We start from the raw sequence: 25,056 nt of genomic DNA on the forward strand, positions 1-25,056 counted from the left end.
TTGAATGTTTTATCATTTATGATGAAGGGGAGGTTCGCACACTTCTGTGCACCGTATACAAATGTTTATCGTTTGACTCAGCCTTGTCCAACAAAAACATCAATAATTGGCTTTATTGGCTCGGTCTTAGGTATCGAAAAAGACGATTTAAGACTTTATCAGAGGATACAATGTGGTGTAGAGATATGTAGTAAATATCGCACAGTTTCCATACCATATTTGACACGACAGGGTTTTCCGGGAAGTGCAGCAAACAAAGATTCTTCAAGAACATCTGTAGAGGTTATAGTAGAACCAAAATACAAGATATATGTTGTAGAAAAAGATGTGGGGAACTGTGATGATAAAATACTTCCTGTGCTTCGTCAGATTATGCTTGAGCAAAAGCCCGTTTTCACTCCTTATCTCGGACTTGCACAATTTATAGCAAGCACAGATTTCGAAGTCTCAGAAATTGTTGATGGAATACTGAAAGAAGGCATTGATTGCGAAGTAAGAGGAGCTTTTATTAGAGGGGTTCATGGAGAACTGGACTTTAAAAAAATTAATGAACTGCCTCAAGAGAGCAAACTGCGAATAACAGAATTTGAAGGTTTAAAGGGAATTAAACCACCGAGAGATTTTGAACATGCAATTTTTACTGTAAATCTTGATGGTGGTGCAGTACCACTTAAGAATGTTAAGAATATACTGAATATTCCTAAATGGGAAAAATATGTGCCAATTTTCTAACATAAAATCTCATCCTGATTTACCACTGGAGAAACATCTTGCTCAGGTTGCAGAAATTGCCGTTGAACTTCTTCAAAAGAAAGAAGTTAACTTTACAACCCTTTGCCTCACCCAAAAGCATTTAAAAGGTCTTATTGAAAGAACCGCTTTATTTCATGATCTCGGAAAAGCAACTACCTACTTTCAAAAAAGATTAGAAACTGGATGTAAAGGTCCAAATGGAGAGCACGAACATACTGGTTTATCAACTATTCTTGCATATAAGCCTCTTCTAACCTATTGCGAGGAGAATAATTTAAATTCATGTATTGCTTTAGCACCTTTGCTGGCTATTTTAAAACACCATTCAGAATTGAAGAGAGACCTGCCAAACGACTCTGCAATGGTAGACCGATTAAAAGCCTTTAAGCAAGAGTTTCTTAAACTTAAGATTTTTCAAGATGTGGGTTTATCAGGCGATATAAGTTTATTAAATCCTATTGAAATCGATTGTGGTATTGAGGATTTATTTTCAGATATATCAAGGCTGTCTGAGGAACAAAAAATAGAACTAAGGCTATTGATATTATTTGTCTATTCAATACTATTGGAAGCAGACAAGGCATACCTTGCAGTTAAAAATAAAGAATTATATCAGAGAAAATCTATTTTTATTTCGTCAAATGTCGTAGATCAATATAAAGCAACTGTTTTCAAAGATAAGAAGACAAAAATAAGTCTAGATAGGGAAAAGGCTTACAAAGAAATTATGGAAATGTTGGATAATCTGAATTTAAATAATCGTCTGTATTCTCTTACTTTGCCGACTGGAATGGGGAAAACTTTGTTAGCCGCTTCGTGGGCAATCAAACTACGTAATAAAATACAGGATACTTTTGGTTTTACTCCCCAAATTATTGTTGCTCTGCCATTCCTCTCAATCATTGACCAATCTGCTAAAGAATATGAGAAATTCCTTGATAGCCCAAACGAAGAAGTGTTTCTGAAAACTCATTCTTTATCATCATTTGAGTTTAATGGATATGAGCCAAATACTGCGGAGTTCTTTATCAATATTTGGAAATCTCAGATAATAATGACAACCTTTGACCAGCTTTTATACGCTATATTCAGCGTTAAACCGAAAAATCTTATGAGATTCCATAACCTTTTTAATAGCATAATTATTATGGATGAGATACAGGCTATGCCTCCACGTCTTTGGCATCCATTTTCCACTTTTATTAAATATATAACTAATGTGGGCAAAAGCTATATATTGCTTATGTCTGCGACACAACCTCAAATTATAGATGGAGCGATAGAACTTGTGCCAGCTCCTATTAAATATTTTGAAAAATTATCAAGATATAAATTGTTGTTAAAACATAAAGAAATTAAAAGTATAGAAGATTTCATCTGTGAAATGAAAAACAGACTTCCTGAAATGACTGAAAAGAAAATCATGATTGTTCTTAATACCCGAGATTCAGCTAGAAAGGTTTATGAAACCCTTAAAGAAAGTGCAGGTGATAGGGAGCCTTATTTTCTTTCGTCTTATGTGATTCCTTTACAAAGGTTAAGTAGAATAGAAAAGATAAAAAATTCTGAGCGCGCTTTAGTGATCACTACGCAGTGTATAGAAGCGGGTGTGGATATAGATATGGATTATGTTATTCGTGACTTTGGACCATTGGACGCAATTATTCAAGTTGCAGGCAGGTGTAACAGGGAAGGTGAAAAAACGATGGGGACGGTTGAGATTGTCAGGTTATATGACCCTGATTCAAAAAGTAGTTTTTGTCCGAGCGGGGAATTTAATGCAATGGTTTATGATAGGCTTGCTATTGATGCCACTACGCATATATTGAATAACCATCAAAGTAATGAAGTTCCTGAAAATAAGGTATTTGAATTAGCAAAGCAATATTTCAATGAGCTTAAGCGTAAAGATTTAGGAAGAAATATAACAGAATGTTTGATAAATTTCACTCATATATATGACAGAAATGGAAAGCAACATAATTTTGATATAAAAGCTGAACTTAGAGGAGAATTAAAGCAGTATAACTTGATAGTTGAGCGATATGTCCCAGAATTAAAAGAAGAAATAGAGCAAGTCTTTAAGGATAACCTTGACAGATGGGAAAGAAGAAGAAGGTTAAAAGAACTCTCAAGCAAAATTGCAATGAATTCCATATCTGTGAATGCCTATCAGTTTAATCCTACAGATATAGCAGTAAAAGGAATTGGTGAATTTTATTTTTTAGAGTCTTGCTATTATGATGATGAAATTGGATTTAATTACAAGACACCAAATGGCACAATCATAATATGAAAAATAATAAAATATTGAATTCTGTTGTGGTTTTACATTTTGATAAGCCCACTTACGGTTTAGATATTCAATCCAAAGATTTACGTGGAGCAATTGCAGGACTTTATCCTAATGAAATACTTCTTCATCAACATTATGAAGATGGTTTAGTCAAATACAGATATCCGCTTGTCCAATACAAATATATTAATAAAAGATGTTTAATAATTGGCATTGAAGCTGGAGCAAAACTTCTAAATGATCTTAGTTTGGTCGGTAAAACAATTTTATTATTCAATGACAAATACAGGATTATAAAGAGAGACATATTATTTCAAGAAGTATCTTTTGGCATAACCGAAACAATTTTATCCTACTCCTTCCTCACCCCATGGCTTGCTCTCAAAGAAAAGAATTATGAGCAGTATCAGAAACTCGGAACATGGCAAAAGAGAAAGGCTCTACTTGAAAAGATACTCATTGGTAATCTTCTTTCTATCTCAAAAAGTCTTGGATACACTGTACCTGAACCAATTAAGGTGGACATAATCAATCTCAAAGAAATTCAAACTTCTCTCAAAGGCACACCCATGCTTGGTTTTTTAGGCACTTTTACGGTAAACTTTGAAATCCCTGACTACTGGGGAATTGGTAAGTCTGTCTCAAGAGGATTTGGGACAGTTAAAAAGATAAACTGATAATATGCAACTGGTAATAAACACATACGGCTCGTATCTTCAGAAAAACGGAGATTGTTTCAGAGTAAAAACCGAAGACAGAGTCTTTGAAATCTCCTGTAAAAAGGTTTCTTCCATTTTAATATCAACTGCAGCATACATAACTACGGATGCTATAAAGATGGCTATGGAAAACAATATAGACATAGTGTTTATTGATGAATTTGGCACTCCCTATGGCAGGGTGTGGCATTCAAAATTAGGTAGCACCACACTGATTAGGAGAAGACAGCTTGAGATTGCAGAAACAGAGGCAGGACTTAATCTTGCTCTTCAGTGGGTAAGAACGAAATTTAATAACCAGATTGCTTTTTTGCAGAGATTGCGTCAGACAAGACCTCATAAATCAGTAGAGATTACTTCTTACATTAATAAGCTTCAGAATGTTATGAAGGGACTTGATGGACTATCAGGAACAATTGAGGAATGTAGAAGCACAATTATGGGAATTGAAGGAAGTGGAGGAAGGATTTATTTTGAAGCCTTAAGCTCTTTAATGCCAGATAGATTCAAATTTGAAGGCAGAAGCAGAAATCCTGCAAAAGATGAATTTAACGCTCTTTTGAATTATTCCTATGGAGTGCTTTACTCCATGGTTGAAAAAGCATGTATTATAGCTGGGCTTGACCCTTATGTAGGATTTATTCATACAGACCATTACAATAAAAAGTCTCTGGTATTTGATCTGATTGAAAACTATCGCACATGGGCTGATGAGGTTGTCATAAGCTTATTTGCTTCAAGAAAAGTAAAAGTAGAGCATTTTGATAAAATCCCAAATGGAGTGAAACTAAATAAAGAAGGTAAAGCAGTTCTTCTAACAGATTTCAATGCTTTCATGGATGAATCTATCAGATATAAAGGCAGAAACATAAAAAGAATTAATATAATTCAGTTTGACTGTCATGAAATAGCGAACAACTTAATAGGGAAAGGCTCATGAAACAAGGTGAAAAGCTTGTCTGGGTTATATACGACATAGCTGATGATAAAGTTAGAACAAAAATTGCTAAGCAATGTAAAAATATGGGATTATACAGGGTTCAAAAATCGGCTTTTCTGGGCACATTGAATAGAAACCAAATAGATGAACTAAAGACAATATGTGAGGATATTATTAACCCTGATGAAGACTCTGTGTATATATTTCCAATGTGTGAAGAAGATTTTAAGAAAGTAAAACTTCTTGGACAGGCATTTGATAAAAAACTTGTAACAGATGAAATAAAGGCATTCTTTGTATGACAGATGATTTGGGAAAAATAGAAATTGAGGATTATTTATCCTCGTATGACTATTTAACAATTGACTTTGATGATGAAAGAACGCCTATGATTACCCCCTCTGAAGTAATAGAGCATCTATATTGTCCGCGATTTACATACTTCATGCACTGTCTAAAAATTCCTCAACATGAAGAATTAAGATATAAAGTTTTAAAAGGCAGAGAACTTCATGAAAGGCGAGAAAAAAACAATCCAGACTATTTGAGAAAAAGACTTGGCTGTATTAACAAGGATATATCTGTTTATTTAGCTTCTAAGAAATTGAGAATTAGAGGAGTAATAGATGAAGTTCTTCATTTGAAAGACAATACTTTAGCTCCTCTTGATTACAAATTTGCAGAATATAATGAGTTTACATTTAGAACGCATCGCATCCAGTCAGTGTTGTATGCACTTTTAATTATGGAAAACTACAAACAAACTGTCAAAAAGGGATATATCTGCTATACCAGAGGAGGCAATAAAATAAAAGAAATAGTCTATAATGATGAAGATTTTGAAAATGCAAAAAATGTAGTAGAGGAAATATTTTCTGTAATATTGAAAGGCTTCTATCCCAAGAAGACCCAATGGAAAAACCGATGTTTAGATTGTTGTTACAGAAATATATGTGTTTGATAAAAACTTTGAAATTAATGTTATAATGTTCACATATATTTTGAAAGATTGGTCATTGACAAGGCTGTTTTTTTAACTTAGTCTGAAATTTTTATTTTAAGTTACTATATTATATGGTGCTAACTTATTGATTTTATTAGATTTTTAAAATACAAAAACGATGTAAAAGAGTTCATAATTTGACAACAAAAGGGTAAATTGAATGAAGATTTTTATTAAAATTTTAATTAGTAAAAATTGGTCCAAAAATAGAAAAATCAACCATTTCTATAATAAATGCAGTTTGAATGCAACTTCCATTAAAACAAGGATTGAAACTTATTTTTAATAAAAAAAATCTATTAATTTTTATAGTTTGAATGCAACTTCCATTAAAACAAGGATTGAAACAAATTATGAAATTATTGAAGACAAAGCTTATATAAGTTTGAATGCAACTTCCATTAAAACAAGGATTGAAACGTAAACTATAATTAATCCCAGCTTGGCTGGGAAAAAGTTTGAATGCAACTTCCATTAAAACAAGGATTGAAACTTGACATTGTAACTTGGTTTTGGTAAACTATAATTAGTTTGAATGCAACTTCCATTAAAACAAGGATTGAAACCAGTAAACTATAATTATAATACATTGAGTTAGGAGGTTTGAATGCAACTTCCATTAAAACAAGGATTGAAACAAAATAATTTTCAATGTCCATTTTTTGATTATATTGTTTGAATGCAACTTCCATTAAAACAAGGATTGAAACTGAGATTGATGCACTTGAGTCTTCAAAGTCAATCTTGTTTGAATGCAACTTCCATTAAAACAAGGATTGAAACATCATATTAGCCATCAACATATTATATTCTGTTGAACCGTTTGAATGCAACTTCCATTAAAACAAGGATTGAAACTCTGGTTTGATAGATACTAACATTAGTTACCTCCAGGTTTGAATGCAACTTCCATTAAAACAAGGATTGAAACATCGAATGTGACATACCACTCGTCATCAGCTAATATGTTTGAATGCAACTTCCATTAAAACAAGGATTGAAACCTGTAATCAGCTTAAAATGTCAAGTGGTTAATCTATGTTTGAATGCAACTTCCATTAAAACAAGGATTGAAACAGCTTTTCTTCAAGCTTTTCACTAATATTCTTTTTGGTTTGAATGCAACTTCCATTAAAACAAGGATTGAAACATAAAACTTTAATAAAAGTTGTATTCAAACAGATATGTTTGAATGCAACTTCCATTAAAACAAGGATTGAAACAAAAAAATGAATAGATTTTTTCTATTAAAGTAAATAGGTTTGAATGCAACTTCCATTAAAACAAGGATTGAAACTTACCATGTTGAGAATACTGCCAAGAAATTGCCAAGGTTTGAATGCAACTTCCATTAAAACAAGGATTGAAACCCGTATAAGTGAAAATTTCTTCCAAAAATGTTTCTGTTTGAATGCAACTTCCATTAAAACAAGGATTGAAACCCTCCTTTTTTTTATTTTTCCCAGCTAAGCTGAGAGTTTGAATGCAACTTCCATTAAAACAAGGATTGAAACACGAAAAAATCTATTCATTTCAATAAATTAAATTTGTTTGAATGCAACTTCCATTAAAACAAGGATTGAAACAAAGATGTACGTGAAAGTGAGGCGGACTTCGTGTATGAGTTTGAATGCAACTTCCATTAAAACAAGGATTGAAACTTTCAATAAATTAAATTTGCCAATTCTATAAAAAGTTTGAATGCAACTTCCATTAAAACAAGGATTGAAACCCGTAATCAACTTAAGATGTCAAGAGAAAAGTTATGTTTGAATGCAACTTCCATTAAAACAAGGATTGAAACCTGGCATTTTTTAACCTCCTTTTTAATTGTTTGATAAAGTTTGAATGCAACTTCCATTAAAACAAGGATTGAAACGCCTTTTCGCTTTGCAATTTTTCACGCATTGCGAGTTTGAATGCAACTTCCATTAAAACAAGGATTGAAACTACATGCTCCATATCTTTCTTAGTTTGGTAAATGGTTTGAATGCAACTTCCATTAAAACAAGGATTGAAACTGTACGCAGAAAGGGCGAGCTGGCAAATCGCCAGCACGCGTTTGAATGCAACTTCCATTAAAACAAGGATTGAAACTGAGATTAGTCGAAGGAGACACATCGGCAATACTCAAGTTTGAATGCAACTTCCATTAAAACAAGGATTGAAACAAGATTAATGAAGCAAAATCGTTCAGTAAACTAAGAAAGTTTGAATGCAACTTCCATTAAAACAAGGATTGAAACTTGAAAGATATACGTGAAAACGAAGCAGATCTTATATATGGTTTGAATGCAACTTCCATTAAAACAAGGATTGAAACTTTTTTTCTTCCCATTCAATTTTAGCTGCCCTACCTGTTTGAATGCAACTTCCATTAAAACAAGGATTGAAACTAAGTTTGCTCTATTTTCTAAAGGAGAAGGGGCTATGTTTGAATGCAACTTCCATTAAAACAAGGATTGAAACATAAGTTAACATTATAGACAATTTATAATATTTGCGTGAGTTTGAATGCAACTTCCATTAAAACAAGGATTGAAACTTAGAAATCTCAATAGTTGCAATAATTCTTCCATCCGCGGTTTGAATGCAACTTCCATTAAAACAAGGATTGAAACTTTTAATAGAAAAAATCTATTTATTTTTTAAATTAAAGTTTGAATGCAACTTCCATTAAAACAAGGATTGAAACTTCTGTAGAAAAATATTTCTGTGCTTCATCGATTATCGTTTGAATGCAACTTCCATTAAAACAAGGATTGAAACATAAATTAAACACTTGACATTTTAAGCTGATTACAGGTTTGAATGCAACTTCCATTAAAACAAGGATTGAAACCATAAGGAAAAAGGGCGAGCTGGCAAATCGCCAGCACGGTTTGAATGCAACTTCCATTAAAACAAGGATTGAAACAGCTCAAAATAGGATATTATAATTACATTGAAAACGTTTGAATGCAACTTCCATTAAAACAAGGATTGAAACTGCCTTGCCTTTTTTGGTGGCTAAATTTCTACTACAAAGCGTTTGAATGCAACTTCCATTAAAACAAGGATTGAAACTTTGTCTCATTTGTTTTCTTCCTTTTTTTCTGATACGTTTGAATGCAACTTCCATTAAAACAAGGATTGAAACCATTATAAGCAGGTTGTAGTAAGCTATAATTAATCTGTTTGAATGCAACTTCCATTAAAACAAGGATTGAAACTATGTTGGTGGAAAGTCCTGCCAAGCAAGAATAACAGTTTGAATGCAACTTCCATTAAAACAAGGATTGAAACATTTTGCCTCTTTGTCATCGTCAAACCGTATTTGGTTTGAATGCAACTTCCATTAAAACAAGGATTGAAACAGAATTTGTTTTGGTGCTTTGATTTTTCTCAAAATACCGTTTGAATGCAACTTCCATTAAAACAAGGATTGAAACTTAAACTTGATAGATTTTTTCTATAAATGTTTTGAGTTTGAATGCAACTTCCATTAAAACAAGGATTGAAACGTAAACTATAATTAATCTCAGTCGTTGACTGAGAAAAAGTTTGAATGCAACTTCCATTAAAACAAGGATTGAAACTTTAACCCCAGCAAAGCTGGGACTTTTGCCAAAAAAGTTTGAATGCAACTTCCATTAAAACAAGGATTGAAACATAGCTTAGACTGAGAAAAAAAGACAGGGAGGTAAAAGTTTGAATGCAACTTCCATTAAAACAAGGATTGAAACATAGCTTATTCTATTGACATTGTAAGTTGGTTTTGATGTTTGAATGCAACTTCCATTAAAACAAGGATTGAAACAGTAGTAGTGAAGCTTTTTCAAAAACTTCAAGTAAGTTTGAATGCAACTTCCATTAAAACAAGGATTGAAACACTAAAAGAAAGGAGGTAAAAAAATGAAAACTTGTCAAGTTTGAATGCAACTTCCATTAAAACAAGGATTGAAACCTGTAACCAGTTTAAAATGTCAAGAGAAAAGTTATTAGTTTGAATGCAACTTCCATTAAAACAAGGATTGAAACCAATAAGCAACATTACGAGGGCACTCATCTTTCTTGTTTGAATGCAACTTCCATTAAAACAAGGATTGAAACCCCGATTTTCATTGATTTGTAAAAATCAAGAAATGCAGTTTGAATGCAACTTCCATTAAAACAAGGATTGAAACTGTGATAGAAGGGGAGGTGAACATGCCGTACATGCAAGTTTGAATGCAACTTCCATTAAAACAAGGATTGAAACTTATCTCAATTTTTGTTTTCACAATTCTATCTGATTGTTGTTTGAATGCAACTTCCATTAAAACAAGGATTGAAACTTGATAACTAATATTGAAGATATTCGAGTTAATTATGTTTGAATGCAACTTCCATTAAAACAAGGATTGAAACATAGCTTATTCTATTGACATTATAAACAGTTTTTGAGTTTGAATGCAACTTCCATTAAAACAAGGATTGAAACATTTCATATTTGTTTTATTTTTTTCTTTTTTTAGGTTTGAATGCAACTTCCATTAAAACAAGGATTGAAACCCGTAATCAGCTTAAGATGTCAAGTGGTTAATCTATGTTTGAATGCAACTTCCATTAAAACAAGGATTGAAACGAAAATAAATTAAGCTTAGAAAGGCATAATGCCTTCCGTTTGAATGCAACTTCCATTAAAACAAGGATTGAAACGCGATTTCGTATATTTTTCTATCAAATGTGATATAGTTTGAATGCAACTTCCATTAAAACAAGGATTGAAACAATGTAGTTCTTGTGAGATATATATCGTTGTCTTTCAGTTTGAATGCAACTTCCATTAAAACAAGGATTGAAACATGGCATCAATTTTATCTGCATGGCTCATCCAAACAACTGTTTGTTTGAATGCAACTTCCATTAAAACAAGGATTGAAACAACTTGCTCTATTTTCTAAAGGAGAAGGGGCTATTAGTTTGAATGCAACTTCCATTAAAACAAGGATTGAAACCCAAAACCAACTTATAATGTCAATAGAGTAAGCTATGTTTGAATGCAACTTCCATTAAAACAAGGATTGAAACTTAACTACCAAAGGGTTAAGGATATGTTAAGACCTATTCTATGTTTGAATGCAACTTCCATTAAAACAAGGATTGAAACACGATTGCCAATTTTGGTCTTGTTTTGTGGGTATTTGGTTTGAATGCAACTTCCATTAAAACAAGGATTGAAACTGCTTATAGTTTAATCTACATTAAACTACAGACATGTTTGAATGCAACTTCCATTAAAACAAGGATTGAAACAGGGTGACAGGGCAGGGTGACAGGCAAAAGCAAGTAGTTTGAATGCAACTTCCATTAAAACAAGGATTGAAACTTCTTGGTGTGGCATTCATCATATCGAGCTTTCTGTTTGAATGCAACTTCCATTAAAACAAGGATTGAAACCTAACAACAACTACAAAAATGTTTGCCGTGCAAGTAGTTTGAATGCAACTTCCATTAAAACAAGGATTGAAACGATGATTTCTTTGATGTTGTAAAGAGAAACCTGAACAAGGTTTGAATGCAACTTCCATTAAAACAAGGATTGAAACTTTATTTCTATAAAAAAATTTATTATTTTTATAAAAGTTTGAATGCAACTTCCATTAAAACAAGGATTGAAACCTTTAAGTTGAAGCTGAAGGATTCTATTTCCTTCCCGTTTGAATGCAACTTCCATTAAAACAAGGATTGAAACTAAAGTATTACAAAGTCGTCCATGTATCTTATATAAGTTTGAATGCAACTTCCATTAAAACAAGGATTGAAACTCAAAGGTCGTTGGCCAGAAGGTGAGCCAATTATAAGTTTGAATGCAACTTCCATTAAAACAAGGATTGAAACATCAATTCTTTATCCACATTCGTGATTTCAAACATGGTTTGAATGCAACTTCCATTAAAACAAGGATTGAAACCCTTTTGTGGCTTTTCTTATTTGGGCAACTCGCATTCGTTTGAATGCAACTTCCATTAAAACAAGGATTGAAACTTAAAAGGATTGAAACTATCTTTCAGAGAATAGTTGTTTGAATGCAACTTCCATTAAAACAAGGATTGAAACTTTTTTTCTTCCCATTCAATTTCAGCTGATTTGCCGTTTGAATGCAACTTCCATTAAAACAAGGATTGAAACAAAGCTTAAACCTTCTCAAACTATTTGTTATCTCAAGTTTGAATGCAACTTCCATTAAAACAAGGATTGAAACTCGTATAAAACTCACCATCATATTTTGCTCCATCATAGTTTGAATGCAACTTCCATTAAAACAAGGATTGAAACTTATCAATCACATTTGGTATTTCTACAAGTTTGAGTGGTTTGAATGCAACTTCCATTAAAACAAGGATTGAAACAAACAAAATGTCAAAAAGACGCTGTAACAGTGACATGGTTTGAATGCAACTTCCATTAAAACAAGGATTGAAACTTTCCTATTTGATGACATTGAGGTGTAGTACCGTCAGGAGCAGTAACAGGACAAGCATAACCTGTAAGACATCCCTGCGAAGTAAGAGAACCTTGCGAACACGTAGGCTGAGCTTCACATTTACCTGTTGAAGAGTTGTAACTACCACCAGTAGGACAAGTTGGAGGTATTGTAGTAGTTGCACAAGGGTTATAGTAGATTGTAACAGTTAGATTATGAGCTCTACCACAATCCGCATTCATTCCTTGATGGTATTTTGACAGCTTAGTAAAAGCATATTTTGAAGAATCAAAAGATGAGGACGAACAACTGGAACTTACTGAAATAGAAAAAGCAGAAGATTATTTTGGACTTTTATCAATCCCGCTTGGAAACTCCGCTAATAGAAGAAAATTTTTAAAATTGGTTGCAGAGATGGAAGAGGAGTTAGCAAAAGAACCCGTGCCTTCCTTTGACGAAATAAACTCAACAGGACAAAAAATAAAGTCTTACAGTGAAAAAATTTTAAACATTTCAAAAATGCATTATAATTACTATCAAAAGATACTTCAGAAGCAAAGTCTTTTGAAAGATATTTTAGATTTAGACAAAGAAATTGAAATTTTACAAATTGACATGTCAAAAAAACAACAGCAACTTGTTGAACTTGATAGAAGACTAACTTTAATGTCTGAGACATTAGCAGAAAAACAGAAACACTATGAATTGTTTTTAAAGAATAAACCTTCCTCTTTAGATAAATTTTTGGGGTGTCTGTTAAGTTCTGCAAAATCAAAAATTGAGCAATGGGAAAACAAAAACATGGAGCTTTTGCATGAAATGGAAATTCATACAAAAGAAAAAGAAGCTTTATTAAAAAATAAAGAAGTTTTGCAAGACAGTATCAATTCAATTTTTAAAGAAATGAAAGAGTTATCAGAAACAAAACAATCGCTACAGGAACAATTGAAGAATCTTGAGTTGGATTTAAATAATAGTAAAAGTTTTCTCAAGGATGCAGTTTTTGACGAAGAAGACTTTGTGAAATTTTATTTTACCAGTGAAGAACAGCTTCCAGAGGAAGAAAAAGAAAAGTTTTACCTTTATTCTCCTTACAAAGAGGAAAAGATTGACAAACTAAGGATGCTTATTTTTATTGAATCGTTGCGTTTACATAAACTGCTTATTTTGAAGTACAAGGAGTTATTTATTGAAAAGCTGAAGTTGTTTGCCTACTACTTATCAAATCCTGTAAGATTTGTAGGCAAGGAAGAACAAGTCAAGGAGTTGTTTGCAGTTTTCTTTTTTATGATACCTGTAACTTCAACCACTTTTGCTTCTTTTAACAAAATGTTCCAGGTAATGCCAAAGTCTTCAATTGGGTATTTGTTTATTGATGAAGCAGGACAGGCTGTTCCTTATTATGCTTTTATGCCTATTTACAAAGCAAACCGTACAGTTGTAGTAGGTGATCCTGACCAGATAGAACCCGTAGTAGTACTGTCTGAAAAATTGGATAACATTCTCTGTCAAATTTATCAGGTTGGTGAAGACTATCAGGTGACGAAAAACTCTGTACAGACTTTTGCAGATAGGGCATCGCTTCAGTCAGCAGTTTATAAATATAAAAGAGTTGGAATCCCTTTGAATGTTCATCGTAGATGTAACGACCCAATGTTCAGAATAGCAAACAAAATTGCCTACAATGACAGAATGATAAAAGCAAACAAAAAAGACAAATTTACTTTATTGCTACCTGAGACATTTCCAAAATCAGCATGGATACAAGTAAAAAGAGAAGATAGCAGGATTGAAGATGGAGTGGTTATTAATGAAGTAAATGTGTTAAGAAAACTGCTTAGTATTTTTGACAGTTTTTTACAATCTCAAAAAGAGGACATAGAGAAATTTGTAAAAGACAAAAACTTGTTTATAATAACTCCATTTGTTTCAGTAAAAAATTACCTTCTTAAAGAGTTACAAAAAGGGTGTGCTCTTGAAAAAGCTCTTGCAAACAATGGTGAAGCTAAATACATTGGAACTATACATACGTTTCAAGGAAAAGAGGCAAAAGCAGTTGTGATAATTCTTGGTGGCAGAACAGAAAACTCAATGGCATGGGTAGCTGAGAAACCAAATATGTTAAATGTAGCACTCACTAGAGCTAAAGAAAGTGTTTTTGTTATAGGCGACAAGGACAAATGGAAAAAACTGTCATATTTCTCTTACGCAGTGACTGAGTTGCCTGTGTTGGATGAAAAACAATTTTTTTCCGCTGAGACACATACTGTTTCTTCTTTGTCTCATCAGTGAACCTATTATTCTGAAACCTTTGTTTTTTCAACCACTTCTATTTCATATGGTGCATTTACTCTTTTTGCAAGTTCAATGTAAGCTGCTATAGACCGTTGTAATTTATTAAAACTATGTTATGCCATAGTTTTTTTAAAAGTAATATTTCATTATGGCATACATTATTTATGCTCAGCACACGAAATACATAAAAATTCTTCGTTCAATTCTTTCTAAAGCAGGTTTTCTTATTCTTGATACTGAATTTCCCGAATGCATAATTGTCATACGTAATCCGTCTGAACACATACCAGCAGACATAAAAAAACACATTCAGATTGAAGAAACCAAAGACTACAAACAAATGCTCAAAGGCTTTGACTCACTGACTCCTCTTATTAAACCTTCCAAAAACTTTAAGGAAGGAGACCCAGTGAAAATCGTTAAGGGTACATATGAGGGTTTTTCAGGTGTTATAAAGAAAATAAATGAGAAAAATCTTGAAGTTGAAATTTCAGTACGGGGGAAATTGGTTAAAGATGTTTTTGAGTTTGATGAAGTTGAAAAAATTATAAGTATTTTTTGAGGATTAATACAAAAACATGACAATAACAACACTTTGGACACAAAAGCCTTACTATGACGCTCAGATATGCACATCTGTCACAGGCACATAAAAAAGAGGCTGTGAAGGCTTTAGAAAACAAGCTATGTCACAATTGTGTCACAGTCTAAGGAGGGTGGTTTTGAAAACCCTTGATTTTTCTAATGGGCGATGCAGGGATCGAACCTGCGACCTCTTCCGTGTGAAGGAAGCGCTCTCCCACTGAGCTAATCGCCCAACTATAATGGCAGTATAATAACTCTTTTCTGTTTCTGTCAAGATAGACTGATAACCCCAAAAATAGAGATAGAAAACTGACAGATTTATTTTGCCCCTTTTCAGGACAATTTTTTATTAAACCCAACTTCATCAATTTTCAGCCTTTAAAAATATCAAAAGCTTTATAATTCAATAAGTTATATCTTTTTTCATTCAATTTTGTAGTCTAATCTAATTTTATTATTTTTGCTTATTTATTCCCTTAAATATTGACTTTTTTGTCTATTTTTTGTATACTAATATAAAAAAGGAGGTAACTATGTTCGTAAAAGAATCTTGGTCAACAAAAAAAGGTAAAAAATACAAAACCTACGAAATATCTAAAGCTTACAGAGACAAAAAAACTAAAAAGGTTAGGCATGAAAAAATTGCCAATATCACTCACTTAGGTGAGCCTCTTATTTCCAAAATAAGGCAACTGCTTAAGTCACCTGAGAAAAAGGTTGTAGTGGACAAAGACAAGTTTTTTGAGGATGCAACTTCAGTAGGGCATATACTGTTACTGTTAGGATTTATGATGAAGATAGGATTTCTGGGATGGTTAAGGCATTTTCCAAAGAAGGTAAGAGATTTGCTTTTGGCAGTAGTGCTTAACAGGATAATAGAGCCAAGGAGTAAGTATGCATCAGTGGGATGGATACGAAGAAGTGGTTTTATGGAACTGTTTGATTTAAGGGAAGAGGATATGCATGTAAATGAGATATACAGGGCAATGGACAAGTTGTATGAGAAGATGGATAATGTGTTAGATGATTTTTATAAGACGGGAGCACAAGGGACAAAGTTGTTGCTTTATGATATTACCTCAGTATATTTTGAGGGTCAAGGACCTCTGGGGCTCGCAAGATATGGATACTCAAGGGATGGGAAGCCCGATAAAAAGCAAGTATTGTTGTGTTTATGTTTGAACGAGAATAAATTTCCAGTGCATTTTGATGTTATAGAAGGCAACATATCAGATAAGGAGACAGTAAAGGGACTAATAAGTCAGTTAAAGAAGAGATACGACATCAAGGAGGCAGTATTTATAGGAGACAGGGGGATGGTGACATTACAGAATATAGAGTATCTTGAGAGAGAGGGGATAAACTACATATTAGCGATGAGATTTAGGGAAGCAAAGAAAATGGTAGTGCAGAAGGGTATACAGTTAGATATATTTCAGAAGGAGTTGCCAGTGACCATCTATATAAGTGAAGAGGAAGGGGTAAAGAGCAGATATGTACTATGTGGGTCTGAATACAGAGAAAGCCATGACAGGGAGACATTGGAAAGTATACTTAAAAGGGGCAGGGAGGCATTGGAAAAAGTAAGGCAGATGGTAGAAAGAGGAAAGCTAAGAGACAGGGAGAAAATACTGAGGAGGGCGCAGAGGAAACTGACAAAAAGTGGAGCTGAGAATTATTATGATTTCAGATACGAAGAAGGCAGATTTCAGATAATAGCAAAGCAAGAAGCTATAAAGAAGGCATATGATATGTGTGGGAAGTATATTTTGCAGACGACATTAATGAAGGAAGAAGATGAAGAGATAGAGAGGCAGTATAAGGAATTACAGACAGTGGAGGATGCATTCAAGCAGTTAAAGGATTTTGTAGAGATAAGACCGATATATCATTATAAAGACAGGAGAGTAAGGACGCATATATTTTTATGTGTGGTAGCCCAGACAGTGTTAAACAGGCTAATGGATGAGTTGAAGGAGAAAGGATGGTTAAGGGAGAGCAAAGAAAACAGTCTGAAGAAGTGTTTGGACAAATTTTATGAGATAGGGATAGGAGGTTTTGAGATAGAGGGGGAGAAAATAAGGATTATGAGCAAAGCTAAGGAGGAACATAAAAAGATACTTAGAATATTGGGAGTAGGGGATAAGATTTTCAGAACTTACGAAAGTGCGAGAGAATTTTGTAGGCTAATCTAAAAATTATAACTCATTGATTTTAAAATTTTTTTATTCAAAAGTTGATGAAGTGGGGTTAAAATTATCCTCTATGTCCTCCTATTTCTTCCTTTTCGTAATAATTTTCCCTATTTTTTTCTCTCTTTTTTATAATTTTCACCTATTAATTAACCTAAAACTTGCCTTTTTAGACAATATTCACCCGTGTTTGTTTTTTATTGCTCTATTTTTTTATCATTGTATCTTGCAAATACTCTTCTTATACAAATGCCATTATTTTTTTTCTTATATGAAGTAGAAGATTAAATTTCTCAACTGTGGTTGATACATGAAGCCATAGCCTTCTGCCATGTTTTACCATTTTCCCTGCTATCTCTATAAAAAACCACCTTATTGTGCTTATAGTCTTGTTCTTATACTCTTGCGGTAAAATAAGCTCCCTCTTCAAAACAAAAACATTATATGCAAGCACTCCAAGACAAAACCACATCGCATTTCCCCCAAATTCTCCGCTGGGTAAACTCTCCATCCCTATCCCGTTCTTTAATTCCTTAATGATATTCTCCATCTGCCCCCGCTTGTTATACTCCCATACAACTTCTTCTGCTGAACTTTCTCTGTCAGTTGCTATCACATGGTAACAATAAGGCTCGCTATCAAATAAATCTATCTGCTCTTTCTTCCACCTCTGCACAACCAGCCTGAATGCCTCTGTGCCCTTCATAACATGCACTGTCTCCCCTATCTGTCTGTTTGTAAGTATCCCTTCCTCTGTCCTCAATTCTCTCCAATGCTTTATTCTCTTTATAGCATCCATCACTGCCCCTGTCTTATCTGCTACTATACTGAATGTTGTGCCTTTGCTTCTGAGAAAATTTATTACTTCTGCTGTGTAAAACTCACTGTCAAGACAGGCATGCTTTATCCTTTTTCCTTCAGGCAACAGTTCATATGCATGTGAAAGTGCTTGAAGTGGAACTCCCGCTACATTCCCATGCCTAAACTCATGATAAACGATAATGGGCAACTCCTTAAATGCGGTAACTATAGGTTTGTACCCCTTCACCCCTTTATAGGTCATCTTTGCATCATACTTTTCAGTCTCTATTATTGTAGGGTCTGACCAAAGAGTATATTCTTTCGCTTCATGTATTTGCAATGCTTTCCTGTTTGCTTCATCTATAACTGTTTTCAATTTAACTATGCCTTCGCCATTGCCACTTCTTCTTATCCAGTCACCTACTGCAGAGCTTGATGGGACTTTTCCCATGCCAGTGCTCTCCCTTAAAGCTTTATCTTCAGCAATTTCTCTTAAATCATCTATGTGTCTTCCTCCTGCAAGTAACATAAGAACGATGGGATGAATATATTGCCAAGCATCATATCCTCTGTTTGAACCCGGAGATGGCATTATCCTCTGAATAAGCTTTTTAACTCCAAAAGCCAACATGAATTCTGTAAAAAGAGTAGCTCCTGCATGGGGAGTTAACTTTTCATCTGTTCTTTTAAACTTGAAATTAAGCAGAGTTTGTTTTATCATATCTTAAGCTCCTTGTGTATAATAGTTCACCCAATGGGTGATTTTGTTGTTTCCATATAAACTATTATACACAAAGGAGCCTCTCTATTTTAGTAGATTTCTATTTCTATTTTAGGGATTAGACCCTAAAATAGCGATAGAAATCCAATAATTGGTATAACCATTTGAAAATTAAATATTTTTTACTGTCATTGCGAGCCTCCGAAGGATGCGAAGCAATCTCGTCTTTTGCCTTTTACGTCTCACGTCTTACGTTATTACATCATATTAGAGACTGCTTCGCCACATCGAGTGGCTCGCAGTGACGAATTGTTGGATTTCTACGCTGTCGCTCTGTAGCACTGTCGCTCTATGGTACTATGATGGCAAGATTGCTTCCTCCTCGCTTCGCTCGGAGTCGCAATGACGGAGAGGGGTATCCTCGCAATTACGGAGAGGTGTTCACCATCCACCATCCACGAATCACCATTCACCAGTCACCAATTAGAGACTGCTTCGCCCCAGATTGCCACGCTTTCGTTCGCAACAGGTGTGCTCGCAGTGACAAGGGTCTATCTCTATTTTTCGGGATAACCCAAAAATAGCAATAGAAATCCAATAATTAGTATAAACATTTGAAAGTTAAGTGTTTTTTTCTGTCATTGCGAGCGTCCTGAGTGCTGCGAAGCAATCTCTTCTGTCAATCCACGGAGAAAAACGAGATTGCCTCGGGTGCTAACGCGCCCTCGCAATGACGACGAGGGTGGCCATTGAGAGCCTGCTAAAAGACAAACACGGCGATCTCTTTATTGACGAAAGGGAAAAAGACGAGATTGCTTCGCCTCGTTCGCAATGACGGAGAAGAAAGTCCTCGCAATGGATGGTGTGACAGAATGTCTCGCAATTACTTACAAGGGGGCGAAGAAAGTCTCTAATAGTCATCGTATGTTAGATATATGGACATTGCGAGAGATTTTATTTCTGAGGCTATACTTTCTTTTATTAATGAGATTGCTTCGCCTGCCTGTCGGCAGGCGAAGCAATGACCCCTTACTTTGTCATTGCGAGCCTCACCGAAGGTGAGGCGTGGCAATCTCTTTTTTTGGGTAGCGAACAAGTGAGATTACTTTAGGACTGAATTCCTTAATAATTATAAAAAGAAGAGGGTTCGTAATGATACGAAATACCATATAATGACAAACAAAACATCATCCAAAATCTAAAATTCACTATGCACCAATTAGAGACTGCTTCGCCTCCTTCGGAGGCTCGCAGTGACAAAAAAATCTGAGGCTCGCAGTCACGATAAAAGTTGGTTCGCAGTGACGAGTGTCTGTTCTATTTTTAGGGATAGTTGATTTATTCATGGTTTTATATCGTGGTTTTAGGAGTTTACCTTGAAGTTCTTGTAAAATTGAGCTGTATGGATTCATAATTAAATTATGAATATCTCCGAAATGTTTGAAATAATAAGTTACAACTGCGATGTTTCAGATGCCAAGTATTGGGGCTTTTTTTCTGTATGTAATCTTTTACTTCGCCTAAGGGAACTGTTTAAAGTTGAAAGAAGCCTTGAACCATGGGACTCTATTTCCAATGACGAAATTTTGCTGTGGATTGAGAAGAAGGAGTCAGTATGGAAAGAGCTTGAAAATGCTGAGTTTAAGCCTTTTTCTTTGAATGGACAGTTGATATCTCCTTTTGATGTTCAAACCATTAATTCCTTTTTTATGAAAAATAAATTAGTTTATGGCGCTGGGTATGCACTTTATATGAAGCCTTCCTTTTTCTTAGGAACTTTAAAAAAATACATTAAGTACAATGGGTATGAGATTTATTTTGTTGGGCAAGAAATAATACGGGATTTATTTTCTTCCCCCGGCATGAGCATTGATAATTTAATATTTATAAGGCTGTCAGATATTAAAATTCGCCTTTGGGAACACCTTTTAATGCTTAACAGTAAAAAAGAGCCATTGGCAGATATAATTTTTAATGAAATTCCACCACCCAGTAGGTGGTGTCCTCCTTATAGGGAGTTTGATACATTTGTTGATATTTACAGTGAAATAGTAATGCTACATGAAGTAGCAGAGTGCAATATTTCCAATGAAAATTGGAAATCAGTGTTATCTTTGTGTAAAGACTACAAAATGGAGCAAGTTTTACGGGCAGTAAAAGATTTTCTATCTGATTTTTCAGAAGAAGGTCCAATAAAAAAAGCTATAGAGAGAGAAGGCTTTAGGTCTATCTCACTTTATCTCGTCACCATAGGAGTCTATCAATCAAAGATTTTTAAGCCAGTTTTTGAAGAAATTAAGAAAAGCATTCTTAACAAAGATCTGGCTTCAATAGAAGAAATTAGGCAAAGTCAATACAATAGATGGCTCTCTATAAGTGAAGATATTCTATCTGCAAAAGATGTTCAACAGCTGAAAAATCTCACTGATGAAATTTTTAATTTGGGGAGCAGGTTTTGATTTTTTGCTACAGCCAGTCATGACTATATCTTTTTAAACTTCTCAAACACTGAAGAAGTTCCCGTAAATTTTTGATATTGCTTTCTCCGTGCTTTGCTGGAGTTGCTTTGACAATAAAGTTTTCGCAGTGAGTGGACACTTTATTTGTTGTCGGTTACACTGAAAAATCTTGTTAAAATTTAAATTATAAGACTGGAGAGAGAAAAATTTGTTAACCGATAGGGAGAAAAAGATTTACACAATTGGAACAAGTTCCAGAGATATTGAAGAATTCATTGATATTCTTAAAAGTTACAATATTCAAGTCGCAGTTGATGTAAGAAGTTTTCCTTCCTCTAAAAGATATCCCCATTTTAATCAGAATAAGATTTCAGAAGCTTTGAAAAAATCAGAGATTGAGTATGTATATCTTGGGAAAGAGCTCGGAGGTTTTAGAAAAGGCGGATATGAAAAATATATTTTGACGGAGGATTTTATCAAAGGTATTGATATTCTTGAAGAAATAGCAAGTCAAAAAGAAACAGTTTTCTTTTGCTGTGAGAAGATGTTTTTTAAATGCCATAGGAGATTTATCGCACAATTTCTTTTTGAAAGGGGTTGGCGGGTTTATCATATCATTGAAAAGGACAGAATAATAGAAGAAAATAGATTCTTAAGCCAGATTTCAATGTTTTCAAAGGAATAGTATATGAAAAGCAGAACGTTCAGTTGGTTTGACCTAAATCTTTCATGACTAAACCCAACTTCATCAATTTTCAGCCTTTAAAAATATCAAAAGCTTTATAATTCAATAAGTTATATCTTTTTTCATTCAATTTTGTAGTCTAATCTAACTTTATTATTTTTGCTTATTTATTCCCTTAAATATTGACTTTTTTGTCTAATTTTTGTATACTAATATAAAAAAGGAGGTAACTATGTTCGTAAAAGAATCTTGGTCAACAAAAAAAGGTAAAAAATACAAAACCTACGAAATATCTAAAGCTTACAGAGACAAAAAAACTAAAAAGGTTAGGCATGAAAAAATTGCCAATATCACTCACTTAGGTGAGCCTCTTATTTCCAAAATAAGGCAACTGCTTAAGTCACCTGAGAAAAAGGTTGTAGTGGACAAAGACAAGTTTTTTGAGGATGCAACTTCAGTAGGGCATATACTGTTACTGTTAGGATTTATGATGAAGATAGGGTTTCTGGGATGGTTAAGGCATTTTCCAAAGAAGGTAAGAGATTTGCTTTTGGCAGTAGTGCTTAACAGGATAATAGAGCCAAGGAGTAAGTATGCATCAGTGGGATGGATACGAAGAAGTGGTTTTATGGAACTGTTTGATTTAAGGGAAGAGGATATGCATGTAAATGAGATATACAGGGCAATGGACAAGTTGTATGAGAAGATGGATAATGTGTTAGATGATTTTTATAAGACGGGAGCACAAGGGACAAAGTTGTTGCTTTATGATATTACCTCAGTATACTTTGAGGGTCAAGGACCTCTGGGGCTTGCAAGATATGGATACTCAAGGGATGGGAAGTCCGATAAAAAGCAAGTATTGTTGTGTTTATGTTTGAACGAGAATAAATTTCCAGTGCATTTTGATGTTATAGAGACAGTTGTCAAGAATTTTGTGTCTCATGCGCAAATCTCATCTGAAACATTTGTTGAAGTTCATACAATACCCCACGAGATACAGCCATCGGTTTGCTCCATCTGCCTTTTCTTATTTTATCTACTATCACATATATAGCCACTGATGCAGTTTTCTCAGATTGAAAATACCCTCCAGAGTTTACCCTTAAGACTTCCAGCCTGCTATTTATATTCTCTACCGCGTTCGTTGTATATATGTGCTTTCTTATCTCTTCTGGATATTTCTTGTAACAAAAATAATTCTCCTTCTTGCTATTTAGCATCTTTATATAGGCAGGATATTTCTTTTCAAATCTCTTTAGCACATCTTCAAATTCCCTGACAGTATCCTCATAATCGCCTATGTGTTTTATTCTGTTAATCTCTTCACTAAACTGCCTTGCATCAGCCTTTGACATATTTTTGTAAATATTTCTTTGCATATGAACAAGGCAAAGTTGATGGTCAGTTTGAGGAAATAAGGTCTTTACAGCCTCACTAAGCCCTGGAAAATCATCAGAGACAATTATCATTACTCTCCTCAATCCCCTGCTAATCAGATTGTTAAATATCTTGAGCCAATCTCCTTTGTTTTCTGAGCCAATAAAAACATAATACCCATACAAATCTTTCTTCATCTGCATATCTATCCCTAAAACCGTATAGATGACTGCTTTACGAATTCTTCTGCTTTCATCCTTCATCTCTGTATGATATGCATCACAAAATAGGGCAAAACAATCAGAAGGCAGTTCTCGGCTTACTAATTCTTTTGCTTTACTGTATAACTCCTCTTTTAACTCCTCTATTTGCTCAGGAGAATATGGAAGATTCATGCTTTTCTGGAAGACTTTTGATTTTTGATGGAGAATAACTCTGCAGAATCAGATTTAGGATGAAATCCTCAAAATCTTTGTCAAATCTTTTCCAATGAGGTGGTAGCACTCTGAGAGCGAAATCTTCCCTGTCTGTCTCTTGGCACTGACAAATTTAAATTTCCAAACATACATCCGAGCTGTCTTTGATAAAACCCATTTGATTTGTTGTCAGAGTCTGCCTCTACAAAAAAATCTCTTTCTTTCTTCATCAATAAATTAAAAAGCATCTCAGCTAAAACTTTAATGCTTTCCTGAGGTGGCATCTCTGCAATTTCTTTAATAAAATTTTCAAGCCCAAACTGCCTTATCACTTCCCATTCCTCCTTTTTTAAGGTTATTCCATAAATTGTTTTTTTTTGCTATTATTCTTTTTAGTTCCCATTTTCCTCTAATCCAAAAAATATCTGCACAATAGACACAATTTTATTATAACCTCCTATTTTTATGTGTGGTAGCCCAGACAGTGTTAAACAGGCTAATGGATGAGTTGAAGGAGAAAGGATGGTTAAGGGAGAGCAAAGAAAACAGTCTGAAGAAGTGTTTGGACAAATTTTATGAGATAGGGATAGGAGGTTTTGAGATAGAGGGGGAGAAAATAAGGATTATGAGCAAAGCTAAGGAGGAACATAAAAAGATACTTAGAATATTGGGAGTAGGGGATAAGATTTTCAGAACTTACGAAAGTGCGAGAGAATTTTGTAGGCTAATCTAAAAATTATAACTCATTGATTTTAAAATTTTTTTATTCAAAAGTTGATGAAGTGGGGCTTAATAACAAATTGTCCTGAAAAGGGTCAAAATAAATCTGTCAGTTTTCTATCTCTATTTTTGTTCTAATGCGGGGGGTTGACAAAAATGCATTTTATAGGATATAGTTAAACATGATCTTTGATTGAAAGAAAACCTTTAACGTCAAGTGAAAATTTTTGTAAACCTCTTGACATTGTGAAGCAAAATTTGTTAAATTAAAATTGTTGAGCATTTCTTTATAGATAATGATCTTTGAAAAATTCGGTAAGCCCTGTTAATTTCATTTAAAAATTAAGTTATTTTTGCGGTTTAGCCAGTATCAAAGTTTCTTATGAGAGTTTGATCCTGGCTCAGAGCGAACGCTGGCGGCGTGCCTAACACATGCAAGTCGAGCGGACTGCAAAGAGGGGTAACTCTCTTTGTAGTTAGCGGCGAACGGGTGAGTAACACGTGGGTAACCTACCCTTAGGTGGGGGATAACTCGGGGAAACCTGAGCTAATACCCCGTAAGACTACGAGGTGAAATTCCTTGTAGTAAAAGGAGAAATCCGCCTAAGGATGGGCCCGCGGCCTATCAGGTAGTTGGTAGGGT

The 25,056-nt window shown here is 34.1% G+C and carries 15 protein-coding genes, 1 tRNA gene, 1 rRNA gene, 1 pseudogene and 1 CRISPR repeat array (1 of these 19 running past the window's edge); of the genes and pseudogenes, 14 read left to right on the forward strand and 4 right to left on the reverse strand.

What is annotated here, in order from left to right; all coding sequences use genetic code 11:
• From cas5 to ACYQ3P_RS08080, 8 genes are all read left to right on the forward strand, one after another.
• On the forward strand, positions 1-732 hold the full coding sequence (gene cas5 / locus ACYQ3P_RS08045) for a CRISPR-associated protein Cas5 (RefSeq protein ID WP_460177398.1): 732 nt from the start codon (positions 1-3) through the stop codon (positions 730-732).
• Positions 716-3,049, forward strand: a complete 2,334-nt coding sequence (cas3, locus tag ACYQ3P_RS08050) for a CRISPR-associated helicase Cas3' (protein WP_460177399.1) — start codon at positions 716-718, stop codon at positions 3,047-3,049. The genes cas5 and cas3 overlap by 17 nt, the downstream gene beginning before the upstream one ends.
• The gene (locus ACYQ3P_RS08055; protein ID WP_460177400.1) at positions 3,046-3,726 is read left to right on the forward strand and encodes a CRISPR-associated endonuclease Cas6; all 681 of its coding nucleotides are present in this window, start codon (positions 3,046-3,048) and stop codon (positions 3,724-3,726) included. Before cas3 ends, ACYQ3P_RS08055 begins: the two co-directional genes overlap by 4 nt.
• Before the next feature lie 4 nt (positions 3,727-3,730).
• Entirely contained in the window at positions 3,731-4,708 is a 978-nt protein-coding gene (gene cas1, locus ACYQ3P_RS08060; RefSeq protein ID WP_460177401.1) for a CRISPR-associated endonuclease Cas1, read from the forward strand.
• Complete coding sequence (cas2, locus tag ACYQ3P_RS08065) at positions 4,705-5,010, forward strand: CRISPR-associated endonuclease Cas2 (RefSeq protein ID WP_460177402.1); 306 nt, start codon at positions 4,705-4,707, stop codon at positions 5,008-5,010. The genes cas1 and cas2 overlap by 4 nt, the downstream gene beginning before the upstream one ends.
• Positions 5,007-5,669 carry a CRISPR-associated protein Cas4 gene (gene cas4 / locus ACYQ3P_RS08070; protein WP_460177403.1) on the forward strand — a complete coding sequence of 221 codons (663 nt, stop codon included), beginning with the start codon at positions 5,007-5,009 and terminating at the stop codon, positions 5,667-5,669. The genes cas2 and cas4 overlap by 4 nt, the downstream gene beginning before the upstream one ends.
• 281 nt (positions 5,670-5,950) lie before the next feature.
• Positions 5,951-12,159: a CRISPR direct-repeat array (repeat unit 37 nt; unit sequence GTTTGAATGCAACTTCCATTAAAACAAGGATTGAAAC).
• A gap of 414 nt (positions 12,160-12,573) precedes the next feature.
• Positions 12,574-14,451 (forward strand): DEAD/DEAH box helicase, encoded by a 1,878-nt coding sequence (locus ACYQ3P_RS08075; protein WP_460177404.1) that lies wholly within the window; start codon positions 12,574-12,576, stop codon positions 14,449-14,451.
• 151 nt (positions 14,452-14,602) lie between these two features.
• Entirely contained in the window at positions 14,603-15,016 is a 414-nt protein-coding gene (locus tag ACYQ3P_RS08080; RefSeq protein ID WP_460177405.1) for a KOW motif-containing protein, read from the forward strand.
• 183 nt (positions 15,017-15,199) lie between these two features.
• Here the strand turns inward: ACYQ3P_RS08080 and ACYQ3P_RS08085 are convergent.
• Positions 15,200-15,271, reverse strand: a tRNA-Val gene (locus ACYQ3P_RS08085).
• 301 nt (positions 15,272-15,572) lie between these two features.
• Between ACYQ3P_RS08085 and ACYQ3P_RS08090 the strand changes: the two genes are divergently transcribed.
• A complete protein-coding gene (locus ACYQ3P_RS08090) occupies positions 15,573-17,234 on the forward strand; it encodes an IS1634 family transposase (protein ID WP_460175987.1) in 1,662 nt (553 codons plus the stop codon).
• Positions 17,235-17,472: 238 nt separating this feature from the next.
• Here ACYQ3P_RS08090 and ACYQ3P_RS08095 read toward each other — a convergent pair whose 3' ends face one another.
• A complete protein-coding gene (locus ACYQ3P_RS08095; protein WP_460177406.1) occupies positions 17,473-18,753 on the reverse strand; it encodes an IS1380 family transposase in 1,281 nt (426 codons plus the stop codon).
• 1,436 nt (positions 18,754-20,189) lie between these two features.
• Here ACYQ3P_RS08095 and ACYQ3P_RS08100 point away from each other — a divergent pair.
• From ACYQ3P_RS08100 to ACYQ3P_RS08110, 3 genes are all read left to right on the forward strand, one after another.
• Positions 20,190-21,212, forward strand: a complete 1,023-nt coding sequence (locus ACYQ3P_RS08100; RefSeq protein WP_460177407.1) for an Sfum_1244 family protein — start codon at positions 20,190-20,192, stop codon at positions 21,210-21,212.
• A gap of 208 nt (positions 21,213-21,420) precedes the next feature.
• On the forward strand, positions 21,421-21,897 hold the full coding sequence (locus ACYQ3P_RS08105) for a DUF488 domain-containing protein (RefSeq protein WP_460177408.1): 477 nt from the start codon (positions 21,421-21,423) through the stop codon (positions 21,895-21,897).
• Positions 21,898-22,129: 232 nt separating this feature from the next.
• Positions 22,130-22,954: an IS1634 family transposase gene (locus ACYQ3P_RS08110; protein WP_460177409.1), complete on the forward strand. Its 825-nt coding sequence runs from the start codon at positions 22,130-22,132 to the stop codon at positions 22,952-22,954.
• Between the two features lie 40 nt (positions 22,955-22,994).
• On the opposite strand, the pseudogene ACYQ3P_RS08115 reads toward ACYQ3P_RS08110, so the two are convergent.
• Positions 22,995-23,672: pseudogene (locus ACYQ3P_RS08115) on the reverse strand (IS256 family transposase); the annotation flags it as partial.
• Between the two features lie 80 nt (positions 23,673-23,752).
• The gene (locus ACYQ3P_RS08120; protein WP_460177410.1) at positions 23,753-24,025 is read right to left on the reverse strand and encodes a transposase; all 273 of its coding nucleotides are present in this window, start codon (positions 24,023-24,025) and stop codon (positions 23,753-23,755) included.
• Between the two features lie 167 nt (positions 24,026-24,192).
• On the opposite strand from ACYQ3P_RS08120, the gene ACYQ3P_RS08125 reads away from it, so the two are divergent.
• On the forward strand, positions 24,193-24,426 hold the full coding sequence (locus ACYQ3P_RS08125) for a hypothetical protein (protein WP_460176310.1): 234 nt from the start codon (positions 24,193-24,195) through the stop codon (positions 24,424-24,426).
• A 365-nt stretch (positions 24,427-24,791) separates the two neighbouring features.
• Positions 24,792-25,056, forward strand: a 16S ribosomal RNA gene (locus ACYQ3P_RS08130); it runs 1,274 nt beyond the window's last position.

Source organism: Thermodesulfovibrio hydrogeniphilus (assembly GCF_054657355.1).

Bases quoted from the DNA above. Each gene is read 5' to 3' on its own strand.
- cas3 (WP_460177399.1), top strand. From the start codon at position 716: ATGTGCCAATTTTCTAACATAAAATCTCATCCTGATTTACCACTGGAG.
- ACYQ3P_RS08055 (WP_460177400.1), top strand. From the start codon at position 3,046: ATGAAAAATAATAAAATATTGAATTCTGTTGTGGTTTTACATTTTGAT.
- cas1 (WP_460177401.1), top strand. From the start codon at position 3,731: ATGCAACTGGTAATAAACACATACGGCTCGTATCTTCAGAAAAACGGA.
- cas2 (WP_460177402.1), top strand. From the start codon at position 4,705: ATGAAACAAGGTGAAAAGCTTGTCTGGGTTATATACGACATAGCTGAT.
- cas4 (WP_460177403.1), top strand. From the start codon at position 5,007: ATGACAGATGATTTGGGAAAAATAGAAATTGAGGATTATTTATCCTCG.
- ACYQ3P_RS08075 (WP_460177404.1), top strand. From the start codon at position 12,574: ATGGAAGAGGAGTTAGCAAAAGAACCCGTGCCTTCCTTTGACGAAATA.
- ACYQ3P_RS08080 (WP_460177405.1), top strand. From the start codon at position 14,603: ATGGCATACATTATTTATGCTCAGCACACGAAATACATAAAAATTCTT.
- ACYQ3P_RS08090 (WP_460175987.1), top strand. From the start codon at position 15,573: ATGTTCGTAAAAGAATCTTGGTCAACAAAAAAAGGTAAAAAATACAAA.
- ACYQ3P_RS08095 (WP_460177406.1), bottom strand. From the start codon at position 18,753: ATGATAAAACAAACTCTGCTTAATTTCAAGTTTAAAAGAACAGATGAA.
- ACYQ3P_RS08100 (WP_460177407.1), top strand. From the start codon at position 20,190: ATGTTTGAAATAATAAGTTACAACTGCGATGTTTCAGATGCCAAGTAT.
- ACYQ3P_RS08110 (WP_460177409.1), top strand. From the start codon at position 22,130: ATGTTCGTAAAAGAATCTTGGTCAACAAAAAAAGGTAAAAAATACAAA.
- ACYQ3P_RS08125 (WP_460176310.1), top strand. From the start codon at position 24,193: ATGGATGAGTTGAAGGAGAAAGGATGGTTAAGGGAGAGCAAAGAAAAC.